This is a genomic window from Streptomyces sp. NPDC051320 (assembly GCF_040682175.1).
Taxonomy (GTDB): Bacteria; Actinomycetota; Actinomycetes; order Streptomycetales; family Streptomycetaceae; genus Streptomyces.
The window spans coordinates 23,372-42,381 of sequence record NZ_JBFBAL010000024.1; the positions used below are offsets into that span (position 1 = coordinate 23,372).

Sequence of the window (19,010 nt, forward strand, 5' to 3'; positions counted from 1 at the left end):
GCGAACAGCCCTCAGGGTGAACTCAGTACTGGCGGACCCCTGGAGGGGGCACATGAACAGTCTCGACTGGGCCGTGCTCATCGGCTACTTCGGCGTGATGATCGCGATCGGCCTCTGGTCGCACAAGCGCGTGGACGATGTGAGTGACTTCTTCACCGCCGGCGGCAGAATGCCGTGGTGGCTGTCGGGCATCTCGCACCACATGTCCGGATACAGCGCGGTCATGTTCACCGGCTACGCCGGCATTTCCTACCAATACGGCATTACCTCATTCGTCACCTGGTCGTTGCCCATCGCGATCGGCATCGGGATCGGGGCGAAACTCTTCGCACCACGGCTCAACCGGATGCGTTCGCGGCTGCGCGTCTCGTCGCCGCTCGAATACCTGAAGGACCGCTACAACCTGCCCACCCAGCAGGCGCTGGCGTGGTCGGGGCTGCTGCTGAAGATCGTGGACGTCGGCGCGAAGTGGGCGGCCATCGCCACCCTGCTGTCGGTGTTCACCGGGGTCACCCTCACCCAGGGCATCCTCATCACCGGCATCATCACCGCCGTCTACTGCACGGTGGGCGGCCTGTGGGCCGACGCGCTCACCGAACTGGGGCAGTTCATCATCCAGTTGATCGCCGGTGTCGCGATGCTGGTCGCCGCGATGGCCAAGCTGGGCGGCTTCAGCGCGCTGTGGACCATTTGGGACAAGCTTCCCTCGGGCCACTCCGACCCGACGGCCGGCCCGTACACGGTGACCTTCCTGCTGGCGTACCTCTTCATCAAGACCTTCGAGTACAACGGCGGTATGTGGAACCAGGCCCAGCGTTACATGGCCACCGACTCCGCACGCTCCGCGACGCGTTCGGCGCAGCTCTCGGCGGTGCTGTGGATCGTCTGGCCGACCGTCCTCTTCTTCCCCATGTGGTGCGCTCCGCTGCTGGTGCACGCGCAGAAGCCGGACGCCTCGGACTCGTACGCCCTGATGACCGAGTCGCTGCTGCCGCACGGTCTGCTGGGGCTCGTCGTGGTGGGCTTCTTCTCGCACACCATGGCCATGTGCTCCTCGGACGCCAATGCGATCTCGGCGGTCTTCACCCGGGACATCGTCCCCGTGATATCGAAGGCGGCGCGCAGCTGGAACAGCCGCACCGGGCTGCTGGCGGCGCGGATCTCGACGCTGTCGTTCCTGGCCCTGTCGATGGCGCTGGCGACCCAGATCAACTCGCCGACGTTCAAGGACATCATCACCGTCGTCATCAAGTGGGTGGCCGGACTGATGGGTCCGATCGCGATCCCGTTCATGCTGGGGCTGCTGCGCAGCTTCCGTAAGTCGGGGCCGACGGCGGCGCTGGTCAGCTGGGCGGCGGGACTGCTCGCCTTCTTCTTCACCAACTACCACCTGGACGGCTCGACCAACACGGACGTCGCCCTGGAGTGGCAGGTCTCGCTGCCGCTGGCGGTCTCGCTGGTGCTCTACATCCTCATCGGCTTTGTGCGGCCCGAGGACACCCCGGAGCGCGACGCGATCATCGCGAAGATCAACTCGGACGGCGACGGACCCGGTGCGGGACCGGACGCGGCCGCCACCACGGTGCTGGCTCCGGGCGCCCCCGGCGACGAGAAGGTGCTGGGACACGAGGGCGCCGGCAGCTGACGCCCCCGGATGTGGGTGGGGCCCGTCCCGGGGGGCGGGCCCCACCGGCGCCCGGCGCCGGACTGCTCAGCCCCGCGGGTACCGGGCCAGCCAGCCGGGTGTGCTGAGCGCCGGGCCGTGCAGGGCGGGGCCCTGGGTCATCTCCATCGCGAAGTCGTCGGCGAGCTCCAGGACGGTGGAACGTCCCTCCAGCTCGGCGAGCCAGGCCGGCGGCAGTGCGGTCTCGCCGTGCAGGGCGCCCAGCAGGGCGCCGCAGATCGCGCCGGTGGCGGGCGAGGGGCCGCTGTGGTTCACCGCGAGCCGCAGACCGTGCCGTACGTCCTCGCCGACCAGCGCGCAGTAGACGCCGATGGCGAGCGCGTCCTCGGCCACCTCTCCGTTGCCCAGCGACTCGACGCGCTCCGGATTCGGCATGCCCTGGCGTACGGCGCCGAGCGCGTGCTGCAGGGCGTCGGTGACCGGTTGGTGGCCGGGGCGGGCCGCGAGTTGGCCGAGGGCGCGCTGGACGGCGGCGTCCAGGCTGTCGCCGCGTCCCAGACCGTGCACGGTCACCGCGAAGGCGCCGGCACTCAGGTAACTGGTGGGGTGGCCGTGGGTCTGCGCGGCGCATTCCACGGCCAGTTGAAAGACCAGGCCGGGCTCCCAGCCGACGAGCAGTCCGAAGGGTGCGGAGCGGCTGACCGCCGCGGCGTCGCGGGCGGTGGGGTTCCTCGGATGTTCCAGGGTGCCCATCACCTCGTCGCCGAAGCCGAGCAGACAGGTCAGTGCCGGATCCCGGCGGGCGTAGAGCCACTCCTCGCAGGCGAGCCAGCCGTTGTCCTTGCGGCGCTCGTCGGGGCCCCAGTCGCTCTGGGTGGCGGCCCACCGCAGATGGGCGCGGTAGACGTCGGTGGGCGGGTGCCAGGCGCCGGTGTCGCGCCGTACCTGGGCCCGTATCAGTCCGTCGACGGTGAACAGCGACAGCTGGGTGGCGGCGGTGACCGCGCCGCGTCTGCCGAAGGCGGGGGCCAGGTCGGTCAGGCCGTCCGGGCCGTGTGTCTCGCGTATCGCGGCGAGGCCGAGGCCGGCGACACCCGCGCCGAGCGCATCACCGAGGGCGCCGCCGAGCAGACAGCCGCGGACACGACTGCGGAAGTCCTGTTGCTCGGCTCGGCCCCAGAGGGGAGTGGGTGATGCGCTCATGGCGAAGCACTCTAATCGACCGCCACCGCGCGCCTAGGTCCTCACTCCCCCAGCACCGGCAGCAGCTCCGGCAGGTGCCCGTCCGACGCCGCGGCCGCGCGTACCCGCTCCTGCGGCACCTCGCCGTACAGCGTCGTACGGGGCCGCGCAGGCCGGCCTGCCAGGTCCGCGATGGCCGCCAGGTCCTGGACCGAGCGGTACGAGCCGTAACTCGAGCCCGCCATCCGGGAGATGGTCTCCTCCATCAACGTGCCGCCCAGGTCGTTCGCCCCGGAGCGCAGCATCTCGGCGGCGCCCTCGGTGCCCAGCTTGACCCAGCTCGTCTGGATGTTGGGGATGTACGGGTGCAGCAGCAGCCGGGCCATCGCGGTGACCGCCCGGTTGTCGCGGGTGGTGGGGCCGGGGCGGGCGATGCCGGCCAGGTAGACGGGGGCGTTGGTGTGGATGAAGGGCAGGGTGACGAACTCGGTGAATCCGGCGACGCCGTGGGCGAGCGCGGTCTGCTGGATCCGGCCGAGCGTGCGGAAGTGGCCGAGCCAGTGGCGGGGCTGATCCACATGGCCGTACATCATCGTCGATGAGGTGCGCAGGCCCAGTTCGTGCGCGGTGCTGATGACCTCGATCCAGGTGGCTGTCGGCAGTTTGCCCTTGGTGAGGACCCAGCGGACCTCGTCGTCGAGGATTTCGGCCGCTGTGCCGGGGAGCGAGCCGAGGCCGGCCTCCTTGGCCGCGGTGAGCCACTCGCGGAGGGACATCCCGGTGCGGGTTGCGCCGTTCACCACCTCCATCGGCGAGAAGGCGTGCACATGCATGCCGGGGACGCGTTCCTTCACCGCCCGGGCGATGTCGAAGTACGCGGTGCCCGGCAGGTCCGGGTGGATGCCGCCCTGCATACACACCTCGACCGCGCCCACGTCCCAGGCCTGGGCGGCCCGGTCGGCGACCTGGTCCAGCGACAGGGTGTACGCGTCGGCGTCCGTCCGGCGCTGGGCGAAGGCGCAGAAACGGCAGCCGGTGTAGCAGACGTTGGTGAAGTTGATGTTCCTGGTGACGATGTACGTGACGTCGTCACCGACCACCTCGCGGCGCAACTCGTCCGCGATCCGGGTGAGGGCGTCCAGCGCGGGCCCGTCGGCGTGCAGCAGGGCCAGCGCCTCGTCGTCGGTGAGCAGCGTCGGGTCGGCGGCGGCCTGCGTCAGCGCCTGCTTGACGTCGGTGTCGATACGCGACGGCACCATGCCGGGCGCCGCCTGTTCGCGCAGCGCCTCCCAGTCCCCGTAGACCTCGTCGAAGTCGTCACGCCGGTCGGTGGTCCGGCCCTCGGTGTCGATGGTGTGGTGCAGATCGGTGCGGCCGCTCGCGGTGAAACCCTCGTCCGGCTCCTGCCAGGGCAGGCCCTGCGGGGTGACGTCCTCGCGTGCCAGGCCGGTGTCCGGATCGGCCAGGGCCCGGACGTGCGGCAGCAGCCGCGGGTCCAGCCAGGGCTCGCCGCGCTGGATGAACTCCGGATAGATGGTGAGCCGTTCACGCAGCCGGAAGCCGGCGTCCGCGGTCCGCTCGGCCAGTTCGTCGATGTGCGGCCAGGGGCGCTCCGGGTTGACGTGGTCGGGGGTCAGCGGGGAGACACCGCCCCAGTCGTCGATGCCGGCGCCGATCAGCAGCGCGTACTCGGCGTCCACCAGGTTCGGCGGCGCCTGGATACGGGCCGACGGACCCAGGATGTGCCGGGCCACCGCGATCGCGGCCGCCAGCTCCTCCAGTTCCGCGTCGGGCATCGCGCGCATCGCGGTGTCCGGCTTGGCGCGGAAGTTCTGCACGATGACTTCCTGGATGCCGTGGTAGGAGCGCGCCGTCCTGCGCAGCTCGAAGAACGCGTCGGCGCGCTCCTCGTACGACTCCCCGATACCGATCAACACACCGGTGGTGAACGGCACGTTGGAGCGCCCGGCATCCTCCAGCACCCGCAGGCGTACGGCGGGTTCCTTGTCGGGCGAGCCGTGGTGCGGGCCGCCCGGCTCGCTCCACAGCCGGGTCGCCGTCGTCTCCAGCATCATCCCCATGGAGGGGGCCACCGGCTTGAGCCGCTGCAGGTCGGTCCAGGACATCACCCCCGGGTTGAGGTGCGGCAGCAGCCCGGTCTCCTCCAGAACCCGGATGGCCATCGCCCGCACATAGGCGAGGGTGTCGTCGTACCCCTCGGCCTCCAGCCACTCCCGCGCCTCCGGCCAGCGGTCCTCCGGCCGGTCGCCGAGCGTGAACAGCGCCTCCTTGCAGCCCATCGCCGCCCCCTGCCGGGCGATCGCGAGCACCTCGTCGGGCGACAGATACATCCCGTGCCCGGCCCGCCTGAGCTTGCCGGGCACGGTGACGAAGGTGCAGTAGTGGCAGGTGTCGCGGCACAGCCGGGTCAGCGGGATGAACACCTTGCGCGAGTACGTGATGACCCCCGGCCGCCCGGCCGCCGCCAGCCCCGCATCCCGCACCCTGGCCGCCGAAGCGGCCAGATCACGCAGATCGTCGCCTCTCGCCTGCAGCAGTACGGCCGCCTCCACCGCGTCGATGGCGACACCGTCCCTGGCCCGCTTGAGCGCGCGGCGCATGGAATTTGCGGTGGGTGCTGCGGGCTGCGGATCAGTCATGGTTCGAGCATACGAGCGCGAATGGACCCTGTCGGCGTCGCCTTGCCCGGAGAGCCCGTCAGCACGTGGACCAGTTGAGCAGCACTTTGAGACCTGTATCGGGCTTGATCTTGCCCAGCAGGGGACCCCAGCACTCGTTCGTCACTTAATGTGCTCGGCCAACGTGGCGACCGGGGTAGCTCCCAGCATCGACCGCATCAAGTACGGCACAGACAGGCTCTCGCACCGCGACCGTGATCCACCGGATACGCCGCCGCCTCTCCCACCAGGCCGAACTACAACTGGTGTTCGCACGCGTCCCGTGGGTAACGTGGCTTTGCTCGCGAGAACCTTCCCCACCCGGAGTTGACTGTGAATCGCCGCCCCGCCCTGCTCGCTGCAGTTGTGCTGACCACCGTCGCAGCCCTGTCATTGTCCGCGTGTGGCGGCGGGGACAAGACTTCAAAGGACAGCGACAAAATCGCAGGTGCCGACGTGGGCCAGGGGACGACCGCGTCGCCGAGCTCGAACCCATCACACCCGGCTGGGCGCCCGAAGATCGTATTTGCGACCGGTGCCAAGAACATCTTCGAGGACCAGAAGACAGGAGACGCCAAAAGGGACGCAGTGCTTGCTGACAATGCCCAGCGCATCGACTCCGTGGACGACGCGATCTTCAAGGGAAGCGTGAATACCAACGCCCTCAGTTTCTACAGCGCGAACGGCGCCCTGGACAGCGCCAGGACGTTCGTCAAGGGTTACGTGGACGACAATCGTACATGGACGGGGACAACCCGGTATTTCGACCGCACCGTGACCTTGAAAGACGACGGCACCGCGACCGTCGTCTACTGCTCCGACGAGAGCAAGTCCTTCCTCAGGAACCGGAAGACCGGCAAGGTCGAAAAGACCCCGACGACGTCCGAGAGTTACGTCCTGTACAACACCAAGCTCGTCAAGGACCCCCAGGGCGTGTGGCAGACCACCAACGTCATCTCGAAGCGGGGAGCCGACCAGTGCCAGCCCTGAAGCGATCCGTCACTACGGTGACGTTGTGGCTTGCCTGTCTACTGGCCCTTGTACCGCACGCGGCATACGCCGGCGGCCGCGGTGGCCAAGGCACTGAGACCCCTGCGCCCCAGCCACAGGGCAACGCCGACGAGGACGGCACGCTCTCCGCAACAGCTGGAGCCATCGTTTTCGACCGTTCGAAGAACGGCAGCGGTAAGGCTGCCGGAGCTGTCACCTCCACCACCACGTGGTCCCCACCTCCCTGCTACTACGCCCCGAAGTACACCCCCATAGAACTGGAGGCGTACATGAGGCAGATCTGGGAGGTCGGCTCAACGGGCTACGAGTGGGATGCCACGCAGCAGGACCGGTACGTCAACGGCCACCCCTACAAGGACTTCAACAAGGAAAAAGCCGGCGAGGGCTACTGGTGGGGTTCGTACGTCAGCGAGGGGCGGGAAGCCGATCCCGGGGCCCAGGACTGCGACAAGCAGACCTTCTGGGTGGACGAAGGCGATGTCCCACCCGCTGACATACCGCAGGCGATCACGCCCGAGATGCTCGCTCAACTCGCGTACGCCGAGATCCGCGTGCCCGGCACCGCGGTGAACCTGGCGCCCGAAGGCACCACAAAGGTCAACCTGCCGACATGGGCATGGCTGGATGGCGCCGAGTTCAAGCCGGTCTCGGTTACCGCATCCGTGCCTGCGCTCCATATCCAGGCAACCACGACTGCGGTGCCCGTCTCGCTCAAAATGGAGCCGGGTACCGAAGACGCGGATACTTATCCCGCCTCGGGTGAATGCGCAATCAACGACGGCTCGATCGGCGAGCCATACGCCAAGGGCAAGGCCGACGAAACCCCGCCGTGCGGCGTGAAGTACCTGCGCTCGTCCGGGGATAGCTCATATCAGCTCAAGGCCACCGTAACCTGGAAGATCCACTGGACCGGCACGGGCGTCGACGGCGAACAGACTCTGCCGGACGGCACCTTCGGCGCCGAACAGAAGGTCGTCGTGCAGGAAATCCAGGCCATTAACCGCTGAGACGGGCACACTGAAGTTCAGCACCTTTTGGGGGAACAGCGTGGCTGACAGGACCAGAGCTGACCTTGACCTGATCAAGGACTGCTCGAACTCGCTTTTTCGTATTCACAACGAGTTCACGGAGCACGGCAATCCCGCCGAGGGCTACGAGGACGAGTTGGGCAGCGACAAGCTCCGTGACATCTTCGATGACTTCTCCGAGACATGGAAGAAAAGCCGCAAGAAGCTGATGAAGGACATCGAGAACCTGGCCAAGTTCACCGCCAACGCGGCCAAGTCCTACGACAAACTTGATCACGAGCTCGCGGAAGCGCTCCGGAACGCCAACAAGAGCGGGAAGAAGGGGAAGCAGTGACCACCCGACCGTCCGACTGGACGCCGATGTACGACTCCGACCCAGTTCCCGGCGATCCGCACGAGGTGGCCCGACTCGGCAAGAAGATGCGTGGGATGGCCCAGGAGATCGACAAGCAGGCGCGGAACATCCGGGCCCTGGCGTCGGTCGAGGGCTGGGACAGCGACGCAGGCCGCGCCTTCCACGAGACCGCGGGGGACACCGCCGGTCGGCTGAAAAAGGCCTATGACCGTTACGACGAGGCCGCGACCGCACTGGGCACCAAGGTCAGGGATGGTGAGTCGGACGAGTACGCCGGCGAGCTCCACCGGGCGCAGCGCATGGCGGACAGGGCCCTGGAGGAGTTCCGCGACGCAGAGACCGGCCACAAAGCAGCGGTCAAGGCGCTGGAGCCGTATGCGGGGACCGTTCCTTCGAAGGACGACCATGTGGAACGCAGCAAGCAGCAGAAGAAGCGGGATGATGCCGCAGGGGAGATGGCCAAGGCACGCAGCAAGATCGAAAGCGCTAAGGACATACGCGACGACGCTGCGAACCGTGCGGCCAAGAAGATCAAGAATGTGATTCACCACGACGGGGTTCGGGATCCCGGCGGCGTGCTGGACTGGCTGGCGGACCATGCGGATTGGCTATCGACCGCCGCGACGATCCTGGCAGTGGTCGCTCTGGCCGCTGCGATCGTCTTGACCGGCGGTCTCGCGGCTGCGGTCATCGTTGGCCTGGCTTCCGTTGCCAGTGCCGGCGCTTTGACAGGACGCCTGTACGACGCATTCGCCCGCGGCGGAAAGTTCGACGCGCTGAAGATTGGCGTCGACGCGGTCGGCATCGTCCCCGGCGTCGGTGCACTGAAAGGCCTGACCGCGGCAGCCAAGGGGGCACGCCTGCTTGGTGCGCAGAGAGGAGTCTGGGGCGCCTTCACCAACGGATTCGCAGCGAAGAACATCAACAAGGGTGTCACGTATGCCTCCAAGTTGCTCGCCAAGCGGGGCATTGCGACGCCGAAGCTTCCCGCCGGGGGTTGGGATCCGGAGGTCGTTACGCGGTACATCAAGGGTGCCGGACTGACCAACCTGTATGTAACGTCGATCCTCAAGGCGCGCAAGAGCCTGCCTGGGAACGATGCTCCGCACAACGTCAGCCCCCCGCCAGGAAGCGCCCGCCCCACCCCGGTGCCGGACACGACTCCGCGTGCGCCCCGCGGGGCCGTCACTCCATCACCGACGCCGCAACCCAGCCCACCCTCGGCTTCGTTCCATGCCGCGCTGTCGTCGGCCGGATGAGAAGGAGACACCGAATGAGTGAGCAACAAGGCTTGTCTGTCGGTCAGTTCATGGGAGACGACGGCGGGGTCCACCAGGTGGTCTCCTCGTCGGTCATCGCTGCTGTTCCCGCCGCCAAAGCGGCGGCCGAAAAATTCGGGCGCGATGTGCGTTTCGACTTCCTCAATGACAAGGCTGTTCACGGGCTACTGGCGCAGCGGTGGGAGGACAACCGGAAAGGACGCCTCGTCGGATGTGTGGCCAGCCTACCGCTGGCCGCGTTCACGCTCGGCGCCTGGCCATTCTGGGATCTGGTTGCCTCCCAGAGGCCCCGTGCATTCCAGATCGCCTTCGTCTGCGTGGACGCACTGATCGTCATCGGATTGATGCTGGGGCTCTACCTCTGGCGACGCCCCACCTTGCACGACCCGTCTCTGCGCAACATGCGCTGCCGGGTGCGCTTGTACCGGGAGATCGCCGGCATCGCACGCCGTGGCGGAGCCGACATCCCGACGACTTATCCCTATTACGGCATGTACGCCTCTTCACGGAGGTTCTTCCCTGACGCCCCAGAGCTCTCCATTCCCGAAAGCGGCGAATCCGCGTGACCACAGAGATTTCCAGATCGCACACCGTTCCGCCTCGCACCAACCCCTCACAGGAGCGCGCCACACAGTCCATCGGCCGATCCGACAACATTCATGTGCGCTGGGTGATGCCAGAGGTTTTCCACGACCTGCCCGTCGCGGTAGATGACGATGACGAGGCGGTCCGGATCCTGGAAGAACTTACGGCCAAGGCTCTCCCCGGCGTGCCCGGCGAAGAGCAGCTCAAGTTCGGAGTTCTCTGCGCGCTTGGCCTCGATGATCTGGTGACTGCCGGAGCCGAGTACGCCGCCATCTGCGTACTGGCGCTCGATGAAACGCCATGCAGCGCTACCGTGTTCACATCCCTCGTGGACAGCCCCGATGGGGTCGCGAATCCCATCAGGGCGATCGCAGCCAGCCTGCGCCGTACAGGCAGCGGCAACGAGGTCACGGAGATCGAGCTGCCCTGCGGACTCGCAGTGTCTTGTGTCGGAACCCGTCAGGAGCGCGTTACCGGAGAGCTGGCCGATGCCGGTTTGCCCGCGGTGTTTGCCACGTCATTCATACGCGTTTACGTACCGCTCCCGAATGGCACCACTTTCGTGATGGAGATGGACACGCCAACCATGACCGGGTGGGACACCTTCGCCACACTGTTCGGCAACATCGCTAGCAGCATCCGCCTGTTCAACACAGACGGATCGGCTCTGATCACCGCCCGAGCTGGAGCATGACCACGGCCGAAGCGCCCGCATCGGACTACCGACTCCTGGTGCCCCGCGATTGGTTCCGCGTCGACCTCACGCACGAGCGCTGGCGCGCCCAGCTGAAGACTTTTATCGACAAGGAGTCTGCGAGCAGTCGCGTCCCGGGAGACGTCACGCGCACCGTGTGGACGGCCTTGCGCAACACAGCCGAAGGCGCAGTCGCGCAAGGAGCACTGGAGTTCTTCCTCAGAAGCGAGTCACCGGGTGGCGCAGTCGTACCTGCCTCCCTCCTGGTATCGGTGGCGCTCACACCCCGTCGGCCGGCCCCCCAACCGACCGCCGTCGCTGAGGCTCTGGAACACCGTACGGGTTCGGACTCAGAGGTGGACGTCTTTAAACTGCCCGCCGGTGAGGCAGTCCGTGTGATCACGAACACAACCATGGACTTCCACGTCCGCATGCCCGGCGACGTCGGATACCTCCACCTCGCCTTCTCCATGCCGCTCAGCGGCGCGAACAGTCCGATGGGCGAACTTTGCGACGCCATCGCGCACTCCCTGCGCTGGGTCTGACCGCGCGCCGCTCGCCCAGTGGCGAGCCACGGGCCTGCGCCGGTCGGCCTGGTGTGTGCGCCACAGCAGTGCACCATGGCCTCGCTCTGCGCCACACGGACATGACTGTGCCGCCGGCGCGGGGGCCCCTAAGAACTCCTAACGAAATGATCTTTTAGGTGGTTGGATCACTCCGGGAACGTTGATCCGGGGGTGTGGGATGGCTCGGCCGAAGCCATGGGACGTCGATGACGAGTTGTGGGCGGTGGTCGAGCCGTTGTTACCCAAGGTGGAACGCCGGGCACGTCATCCGGGGCGAAGGAGGCATCCGGACCGGCTGGTGTTTCAGGGGATCCTGTTCGTACTGCATACCGGGATCGCCTGGGAACAGAACACCTGCCGCAGGAACTCGGCTTCGGCTCGGGCATGACCTGCTGGCGCCGCCTGGCCGAGTGGACCGAGGCCGGTGTGTGGCCCCGGCTGCACGAGGTTCTCCTCGCCAAGCTCCGCTGCGCGAACGCCCTGGACTTCTCCCGGGCTGCAGTCGACGGCTCCCATATCCGGGCCTTAAAAGGGGCTCCGCAACGGGACGAAGCCCCGTTGACCGGGGCAGGACGGGCAGCAAGCACCACGCGATCACCGACGCCACTGGCATCCCACTTGCGGCCACGCTGACCGGCGGGAATCGCAACGACGTCACGCAGCTCATCCTACTTCTGCAGGCCGTACCGCCCGTGCGCGGCAAACGCGGCCGGCCGCGCCGCCGACCGTAGGTTGTACGCGGGGACCGCGGCTACGACCACGACAAGTACCGCAGGCTTGTCCGGGACCTCGGCGTGAAGCCAGTCATTGCCCGCCGCGGCACCGAGCACGGTTCCGGCCTCGGAAGCCAACGTTGGGTCGTGGAGCGCGCGTTCGCTCACCTGCACTGGTTCCGCCGCCTGCGGATCCACTGGGAGATCCGTGACGACATCCACGAAGCCTTCCTCACCCTCGGATGCGCACTGATCTGCTGGCAACGTCTGCCGAGGCTCTAGCCTCCATCGTGGCTGTCCGAGGTAGCGCTGAAGCCATGGTCCTGAAGCACCGGGAACGTCTGCACTGCGCCGGCTAGCCATGCGTCGATCTCCTCGTGGGATGACCTGATGGCGCTGATCGAGTTCCATCACGACGTCTAGCTTCTGCTGGCCGACATTTAGGCGCAGTTCCGCAACCGATACCTCCTGGTACGGCATGCTCAGCTGCCACCAGAAGCGCATGAGATATCGACACTCCTGCGGCTCGCGATCGTCCGCAAGGCGACTGGCGATCATTGCCTGGACACACTGCCGCTGCTCAGCGTCGCGGAATCCGTCACGAAGGTCCGTCAGAGTCACGGCCGGACAGTACCAACCGCGCTCACCGACACACCCGGTGAGGCCATTCCGTTAGAGGTTCTAAGCCCACCGCCGGTGTCCAGCATCTCGTCCACCTGTCGATGAACTCGCCCGGCCCGCCCGGTCAGAGGTGTTCCGCGTACGCGTCGAGCGACCGCAGTACCGTCTTCTCGTCCCCCGACGGCAGCTGCAGCACCACCTCCTCGATGCCGAGCTCCGCGAACCGGGACAGCTTGCCGGCGCTGGGCAGTACGGCGTACGGCACGACGTGCAGGGTCGCCGGGTCGCGGCCCGCGTCCGTCCACACCTGGCGCAGCGCCGGGATCGACTCGCTCAGGCCACGGCCACCGATCGGCAGCCAGCCGTCCGCGTACGCGGCGATGTGCGCGAAGAGTTGGGGGCCCGCGGCCCCGCCCACCAGGGTGCGGACGCTGCCGCCGCGCGGCTTGGGGTGGGCGTGGCTGGCGCGTACCGAAGCGAACTTCCCGGTGTACGCGGTCGGTTCGGGCGCCCACAGCGCCCGCATCAGTGCCATCCGCTCCCGGCCGAGTTCCCGGCGGTCCGCCCACTGCACGCCGTGGTCGGCGGCCTCCTCCTTGTTCCAGCCGAAGCCGAGGCCGAGCGTGAAGCGGCTGCCCGACAGGTGGTCGAGGGTCGCGATCTGCTTGGCCAGGTCGATCGGGTCGTGCTGGGCGATGAGCGTGATGCCGGTGCCCAGGGTCAGGGTGTCGGTCACCGCGGCCGCCTGGGCCAGCGCCACGAACGGGTCGAGTGTCCGGCCGTACTCGTCGGGCAGCTCACCACCCGCCGGGTACGGCGTGGTGCGCTCCACCGGGATGTGGGTGTGCTCGGGCAGGTACAGCCCGGCGAAGCCGCGTTGCTCCAGTTCACGTGCCAGGCGCACGGGGGTGACGGTGAGGTCCGTCAGGAAGATCGTGGTGCTCAGCCGCATGGGGTCAGCCCTCTCCGTGGGTCGGGTGGCCGCCCGAGGATATGCCGGGACCACACGAAAACCGAGGCACAGCGCCACCCGGCCGTCGGGTCTCCACCTGCGGGCACCCTTCCCTTCTCGCCCGGTTCACGGCTCGATACCAGGGTTGGAATCGGTTCGACCCCACCGCTCGTGCCACCCACCGGACACCTGGAGCTATTGGTATGGCCACTGGAGATACGGCCGGCGAGCTGGGCAGGCGAGGACTGCTGGTGACGGGCGCCGCCACCGCGCTTACGTTGGGAAGCGTGAGCTTCGCAGACCCCGCGGGCGCCACGCCCGGCGACGGGCCTGCCGCCGACCGGACCCGGACCGTGCACGGCACGCTGCCGCCCGGGTCGCCGGACTACGTGTACCTCCCGGTGGACGTACCGCACGGCGTACGGGAACTGGCCGTCTCCTACACGTACGAGAAGCCGCCCGTCCCCCCGGGCACCCAGGGCAACGCACTCGACATCGGCATCTTCGACGAGCGGGGCACCGCAGGGGGCCGGGCCGGGTTCCGGGGCTGGTCGGGCGGCGCGCGCAGTGAGTTCTTCCTGCGTGGCGACGAGGCGACACCCGGCTATCTGCCGGGGCCGATCCGGGCGGGCCGGTGGCACATCGCGCTGGGCCCGTACACCACGGCTCCCGACGGGCTGCCGTACACCGTCACGATCACCCTGCGGTTCGGGCCGACCCCCGCAACGCCGGAGCCGGTGTATCCGCCGGTGCGCGCGAAGGGGCGCGGACGGGCCTGGTACCGGGGCGACTGCCACCTCCACTCGGTGCACTCCGACGGGAAGCGCACGCCCGCCGAGATCGCCGCGCTGGCCCGCGCCGCCGGGCTCGACTTCATCAACACCAGTGAGCACAACACGAGTTCCGGGCACAGTGCGTGGGCCGGACTGTGGGGCGACGACCTGCTCATCCTCACCGGCGAGGAGATCACCACCCGCAACGGCCATGTGCTGGGCATCGCCACCGACCACGGCACCTGGGTGGACTGGCGCTACCGCGCCCGCGACAACCGCTTCGGCCACTACGCCCGGGAGATCCGCCGGGCCGGTGGCCTGGTCGTACCCGCCCACCCGCACGCCACCTGCATCGGCTGCAACTGGAAGTTCGGCTTCGGTGAAGCGGACGCGGTGGAGGTGTGGAACGGCCCGTACACGGTGGACGACGAGGTATCGGTCGCCGACTGGGACAACACCCTGGTCAGCGGCACCGGTTGGACCCCGGCGATGGGCAACAGCGACGCGCACCGGGAACCGGACCGGATCGGTCTGCCGCAGACCGTGGTGCTCGCCGACGAGCTCAGCCGGGAAGCCATCCTGGCCGGCATCCGGGCCGGCCGCTCCTACATCGCGGAGTCCTCGGCGATCTCGCTCACCTTCGGCGCCTCCGGCGGCCGCGCGCTCCACGCCGGCATCGGGGAACGGCTCCGGGTGCCCGCCGACACCCCGGTGACGGTCCGGCTCGTAGTCACCGGGGCGCCGTCCGGGTGCACGGCGGACTTGGTCACCGACCAGGGCACGCTGTACACGGTGTCGCTACCGGAGTCCGGGGCCGGGGCGGTGGAGTGGGCGACCACGCCTGCGTACGCCGCATACGTACGAGCGGAGGTCCGGCACGCACCGGTGGTGACGGGCCTGCCGGGACCGCTGGCCGCGCTGACCAATCCGGTGTTCCTGGGCGGCTGAGGCCACCGCGCCCTGACGCGAGGACGAACGGCGTTCCGGCGAGTACGGGCGGGGGCTGCGGCAGGTACGCGGACCTCAGCTCGCGCTGAGGTCCGCGGGCGGTGGACAGGGCCGCTGATCAGCGGTTATCTGGGTAGTGCGGCCACTTGGCCGTATGCCCGGCGGCAACGTCGCAGAAGGCCGGCAATACAGGGCAGCTGCGTCAGCGGTCCTTCAGAAGGCGGGTGGCCTCATGGACGAGATGACCATCGTCGGCTTCCGGGCGCTGGACGAACTACTGCATGAGTTCGAGCAGGTCGGCCTGGGGGAGGTCCCGGAGCTGACCCGCCGGTGCGCGGCGCTGCTGGGTCTGCGGGACCTGACTATCTACCTCGCCGACGTTCAGCAGGATGTCCTCATCCCCATGCCGCAACCCGAGGCGCCGGAGGGTGACCGGGAGCCGCCCGTGCTGGATATCGATGACAGTCTCGCCGGCTGGTCCTACCGCACCGCCTCGCTGCGCGTCACGGAAGCCGAGACGGGCGGGCTCCAGCTGTGGACGCCGATGATGGACGGCGTCGAGCGGATGGGTGTGCTGGGCCTGCGCGGTGATTGCCTGGACGCCCCGACCCTGCGGTTCTGCCGGTCGCTGGCCACCCTGCTCACCCTGATCGTGGTCTCCAAGGGCAGTCACAGCGACATCTTCACCGGCGTCAAGCGCCGGGAGGCGATGCATCTGCCCGCCGAAATGGTGTGGGCGTTCCTGCCGCCGCGGACGCTGCAAGCCCAGAACGTTCTGTCCACCGCCGTCCTGGAGCCCGCCTACGACATCGGGGGTGACGGCTTCGACCACTCGCTGATCGACCACACGCTGCACACCACGATCCTGGACTCGATGGGCCACGACCTGAAGGCCGGCCTGACCACCTCGGTGGCCCTGGCCGGGTGCCGCAACGCCCGCCGCAGCGGCGCCGACCTGAAGGACCTGACCGGCAGCGTCGACGACACCCTCGCCGCGGAGTTCCCCGACCGGTACTGCACCGGAATCTTCGCCCACCTCGACCTGCCCACCGGCGAGTTGACCTGGACCAACGCCGGTCACCCACCGCCGCTCCTCATCCGCGATCAACGCCTGATGCACGGCGCGCTCGAGCGTCCTTCGGAGAGTCCGCTGGGCCTCGGTACGTTCACCGGCCACGAGCGGCAAGTGCACCACGAGCAGCTCCAGCCCCGTGACCGGGTCCTGCTCTACACCGACGGCGTCACCGAAGCCCGCTCGGATTCCGGCGAGATGTTCGGCCTGGACACCTTCGCCGACTTCATCATCCGCGCCACCGCCGCGGGAGAACCCGCCTACGAGGTCCTGCGCCGCCTCATCCACTCGATCCTCGCCCACCACCATCAGCTCAGCGACGACGCCACCATCGTGCTCTTCGAGTGGCAACCCGGGCCGCAGCTGCCGCCCGTCACTCCGGTCCTCCTCTGAAAAAGACACATCGCCCACGGTCCTGGCCGTTCTCACGGCCAGGAAAGGCCCGGAACCCCGGGCAACGGCGCACTCTTTTCGCGGTGCGCGTCCGGTCAGGCCGAGGCCTGTGATCCGGTCTCGTCGGTGCGCAGTTCTTCGTTGATGCGCTGGGCTTCTGTGAGCTGGTCCTCGAGGATGACGATGCGGCAGGCCGCTTCGATCTGGGTTCCCTGGTCGACGAGCTCGCGGGCGCGGGCGGCGATGCGCAGCTGGTAGCGGGAGTAGCGGCGGTGGCCGCCTTCGGAGCGCAGCGGGGTGATGAGGCGGTTGTCGCCGAGGGCCCGCAGGAAGGCGGGGGTGGTGCCGAGCATGTCGGCGGCCCGGCCCATGGTGTAGGCGGGGTAATCGTCGTCGTCGAGACTGTCGACGGGGCGGGAACTGCGAGGGGGCATAAACCTCTTCTTTCGAATTCTTTCGAAGGACGCATCGAGGGGCCCGGGTGCCGTACGGCACTCGGGCCCCGAGCTTTCAACACCATCTACCGGCTGACTTGCACCGGCCTTCTTTTTCCGCGTGTCCGCCTGGAAGAGCGGATGTGCGGGGATCGCGGATGTTTGACCGGGGACCACCTTCCGTTCCGGGGTCTGCGGTACCCGAGCGGTCTGTTCCTCGCCCGGGCGATCCTGATGGCGGTGAGCTCCTTCCTCGTTCCATCAATGGGCTGTGCTGCTCGATGTTGCGGGTATTGCTGTGCGGCCCCTGGGGCCGCCCGGCCCGGCAGTCAGTGAAAGGACCCTCCACTTCCGGCCCTGTCACTCCCCTGCCGTTCCGCTTCTTGCTCAACCTGCATGCGCAGCAGTTCGTGTCTGCCGCGCCCTTCTGCGACTTCTTGGCTACGAGGGAAACACTAGCTCCGGCGAGCGCCCATGTCTACTCTCCGGGCAACAGATTTCCGGCACAGCCGGGGTGCCATACCTTGGCCCGCGCGCCCCCCGAAAGACGTACTGGAGGGGTTGAAGCCCGGATCCGGGGGGCACAAGCCTGGCTCAGCGGTACAACCGACGCAGGCGGGGTGTCAGCGCATGAGCGAGACGACGACCGACACGGACCGTGCCACCTCCGGCCTGGTCCTCGAGGACGACAGCCCGGCCGGCGTGCCCCGCGCCCGCGACATCGCCCGGGCCTTCGCCGACGGACTCGACCCGGCACTGGCCACCGAGGCGGCGGAAACTCTCGCCCTGGTGGTCACCGAACTGACCACCAACGCACTGCGTCACGGCGGCGGCCGCTACACCCTCGAGCTGAGCGCCACCCCCGATACGGTGAACGTCGCCGTCAGCGACCTCAGCCACGCACCCCCACAGGTGCGGGCCCCCGACCTGAACGGCAGCACCGGCGGCTTCGGCTGGCACATGGTTCGCAGCCTGACCAGCAGCCTGACCGTCACGTGCGACCCCGGGCAGGGCAAAACCATCCTCGCCCGCCTCCCGAGGTGACGCGCCCCGGACCCAGGCGGGCACCAATTGTCCCGAGAGCGGACGACCGCCTCGCCGCCCGCCATCCCGCCGCGCTCGCCGTGGCGCCCGGCACGCACCAAGGAGCACGGGAACTACCGTGGCGAGCATGGTCGAACACGAGGCCCTCGCTGCCACCCGCGAGGCTTACGACGCTGCTGCGCCCACCTACGCGGAGCTGTTCCGCGACACGCTGCGTGACAGTGCCCTGGACCGCGCGATCCTGGGTGCCTTCGCCGAGGTCGCCACCGCGAGTGGGGAAGTCCGGGTCGCGGACCTGGGGTGCGGGCCTGGCCATATCACTGCTCATCTGGACGGGCTGGGCCTGGCGGCGTTCGGTGTTGATGCCTCGCCTGCGATGATCAAGTTGGCTCGACAGGCGTACCCGGCCCTGCGGTTCGACGTGGGCTCGATGACCGCGTTGAACATCGCTGACGGCACGCTGGGCGGCGTACTCTCACGGTGGTCCATCATCCACACCCCGCCGCATGAACTGCCCGCCATCCTCGTGGAGTTCCACCGCGTGCTGGCACCTGGCGGCCACCTTCTGCTCGGCTTTTCGGCAAGCGATGGTCCGTCTCACCTGACGCAGGCCTTCGATCACGCAGTCGCCCTGGCCTATCGGTGGTCGCCTGATCACCTCGCCGCGATGCTGCGCAAGTCCGGATTGGCGGAGGTGGCCCGGATGGTTCGTGAGCCGCAGCCGACCGACCGGCGGCAGTTCCAGGAGATTCAACTGCTCGCACGGAAAGCCTAGGGAGAGGCCGTCTCACAAGGTCCTGTCCGGCCGATCTTTTGCCGGGCCCGGAGCCCCTGGCACTTCCCCAGGTTCTCGACTGCGCGCCGTCTCACGGGCGTAGGACAGGGGATCGAAACGAACCTTCCCTTCACGCTCGCCCGAAGCTCGGCTCTCGGCTCTCGACGTCCGAGTCTGGGGAGTCGGGAGCCGGGGCGGGGCGTTCACTCCTTCGGGGTATCACCGAGGGGTGTCACCGGAAGCTTGAGCTTCGAGATGCGGGCGTCGGGATACGAGCGCCGA

The 19,010-nt window shown here is 68.2% G+C and carries 16 protein-coding genes and 1 pseudogene; 13 read left to right on the forward strand and 4 right to left on the reverse strand.

Annotated features, from left to right (window positions below; all coding sequences use genetic code 11):
- Positions 1 to 52 precede the first annotated feature (52 nt).
- Complete coding sequence (locus tag AB0M87_RS31755; RefSeq protein ID WP_365859135.1) at positions 53 to 1,645, forward strand: sodium:solute symporter family protein; 1,593 nt, start codon at positions 53 to 55, stop codon at positions 1,643 to 1,645.
- A gap of 66 nt (positions 1,646 to 1,711) precedes the next feature.
- Here the strand turns inward: AB0M87_RS31755 and AB0M87_RS31760 are convergent, their stop codons facing one another.
- Both AB0M87_RS31760 and AB0M87_RS31765 read right to left on the reverse strand, forming a co-directional pair.
- Positions 1,712 to 2,827, reverse strand: a complete 1,116-nt coding sequence (locus tag AB0M87_RS31760) for an ADP-ribosylglycohydrolase family protein (RefSeq protein WP_365859137.1) — start codon at positions 2,825 to 2,827, stop codon at positions 1,712 to 1,714.
- A gap of 41 nt (positions 2,828 to 2,868) precedes the next feature.
- Positions 2,869 to 5,466: a bifunctional FO biosynthesis protein CofGH gene (locus AB0M87_RS31765; RefSeq protein ID WP_365859139.1), complete on the reverse strand. Its 2,598-nt coding sequence runs from the start codon at positions 5,464 to 5,466 to the stop codon at positions 2,869 to 2,871.
- A 351-nt stretch (positions 5,467 to 5,817) separates the two neighbouring features.
- On the opposite strand from AB0M87_RS31765, the gene AB0M87_RS31770 reads away from it, so the two are divergent.
- The 8 genes and pseudogenes from AB0M87_RS31770 (at position 5,818) to AB0M87_RS31805 (ending at position 11,998) form a co-directional block, all read left to right on the forward strand.
- On the forward strand, positions 5,818 to 6,474 hold the full coding sequence (locus AB0M87_RS31770; protein WP_365859141.1) for a hypothetical protein: 657 nt from the start codon (positions 5,818 to 5,820) through the stop codon (positions 6,472 to 6,474).
- A 164-nt stretch (positions 6,475 to 6,638) separates the two neighbouring features.
- A complete protein-coding gene (locus AB0M87_RS31775) occupies positions 6,639 to 7,502 on the forward strand; it encodes a hypothetical protein (protein ID WP_365859169.1) in 864 nt (287 codons plus the stop codon).
- Positions 7,503 to 7,542: 40 nt separating this feature from the next.
- Positions 7,543 to 7,857, forward strand: a complete 315-nt coding sequence (locus tag AB0M87_RS31780) for a hypothetical protein (RefSeq protein WP_365859143.1) — start codon at positions 7,543 to 7,545, stop codon at positions 7,855 to 7,857.
- A complete protein-coding gene (locus tag AB0M87_RS31785; RefSeq protein WP_365859145.1) occupies positions 7,854 to 9,137 on the forward strand; it encodes a putative T7SS-secreted protein in 1,284 nt (427 codons plus the stop codon). The genes AB0M87_RS31780 and AB0M87_RS31785 overlap by 4 nt, the downstream gene beginning before the upstream one ends.
- A 14-nt stretch (positions 9,138 to 9,151) precedes the next feature.
- Complete coding sequence (locus tag AB0M87_RS31790; RefSeq protein WP_365859147.1) at positions 9,152 to 9,724, forward strand: hypothetical protein; 573 nt, start codon at positions 9,152 to 9,154, stop codon at positions 9,722 to 9,724.
- The gene (locus tag AB0M87_RS31795; RefSeq protein WP_365859149.1) at positions 9,721 to 10,437 is read left to right on the forward strand and encodes a hypothetical protein; all 717 of its coding nucleotides are present in this window, start codon (positions 9,721 to 9,723) and stop codon (positions 10,435 to 10,437) included. The genes AB0M87_RS31790 and AB0M87_RS31795 overlap by 4 nt, the downstream gene beginning before the upstream one ends.
- Before the next feature lie 395 nt (positions 10,438 to 10,832).
- Positions 10,833 to 10,982, forward strand: coding sequence for a hypothetical protein (locus AB0M87_RS31800; RefSeq protein WP_365859151.1), 150 nt, complete (start codon positions 10,833 to 10,835; stop codon positions 10,980 to 10,982).
- Between the two features lie 199 nt (positions 10,983 to 11,181).
- Positions 11,182 to 11,998 (forward strand): annotated as a pseudogene (locus tag AB0M87_RS31805) (IS5 family transposase).
- Positions 11,999 to 12,461: 463 nt separating this feature from the next.
- Here AB0M87_RS31805 and AB0M87_RS31810 read toward each other — a convergent pair.
- Positions 12,462 to 13,289, reverse strand: a complete 828-nt coding sequence (locus AB0M87_RS31810; RefSeq protein ID WP_365859153.1) for an LLM class F420-dependent oxidoreductase — start codon at positions 13,287 to 13,289, stop codon at positions 12,462 to 12,464.
- A gap of 203 nt (positions 13,290 to 13,492) precedes the next feature.
- Here AB0M87_RS31810 and AB0M87_RS31815 point away from each other — a divergent pair, with 203 nt between their 5' ends.
- On the forward strand, positions 13,493 to 15,010 hold the full coding sequence (locus AB0M87_RS31815; protein WP_365859155.1) for a CehA/McbA family metallohydrolase: 1,518 nt from the start codon (positions 13,493 to 13,495) through the stop codon (positions 15,008 to 15,010).
- A gap of 232 nt (positions 15,011 to 15,242) precedes the next feature.
- Positions 15,243 to 16,475 carry a PP2C family protein-serine/threonine phosphatase gene (locus AB0M87_RS31820; protein WP_365859157.1) on the forward strand — a complete coding sequence of 411 codons (1,233 nt, stop codon included), beginning with the start codon at positions 15,243 to 15,245 and terminating at the stop codon, positions 16,473 to 16,475.
- Between the two features lie 95 nt (positions 16,476 to 16,570).
- Here AB0M87_RS31820 and AB0M87_RS31825 read toward each other — a convergent pair whose 3' ends face one another.
- Positions 16,571 to 16,909 (reverse strand): MerR family transcriptional regulator, encoded by a 339-nt coding sequence (locus AB0M87_RS31825; protein WP_365859159.1) that lies wholly within the window; start codon positions 16,907 to 16,909, stop codon positions 16,571 to 16,573.
- 630 nt (positions 16,910 to 17,539) lie between these two features.
- Here AB0M87_RS31825 and AB0M87_RS31830 point away from each other — a divergent pair.
- Positions 17,540 to 17,953, forward strand: a complete 414-nt coding sequence (locus AB0M87_RS31830; RefSeq protein ID WP_365859161.1) for an ATP-binding protein — start codon at positions 17,540 to 17,542, stop codon at positions 17,951 to 17,953.
- A gap of 127 nt (positions 17,954 to 18,080) precedes the next feature.
- On the forward strand, positions 18,081 to 18,728 hold the full coding sequence (locus AB0M87_RS31835; protein WP_365859163.1) for a methyltransferase domain-containing protein: 648 nt from the start codon (positions 18,081 to 18,083) through the stop codon (positions 18,726 to 18,728).
- The last annotated feature ends 282 nt before the right edge of the window (positions 18,729 to 19,010 follow it).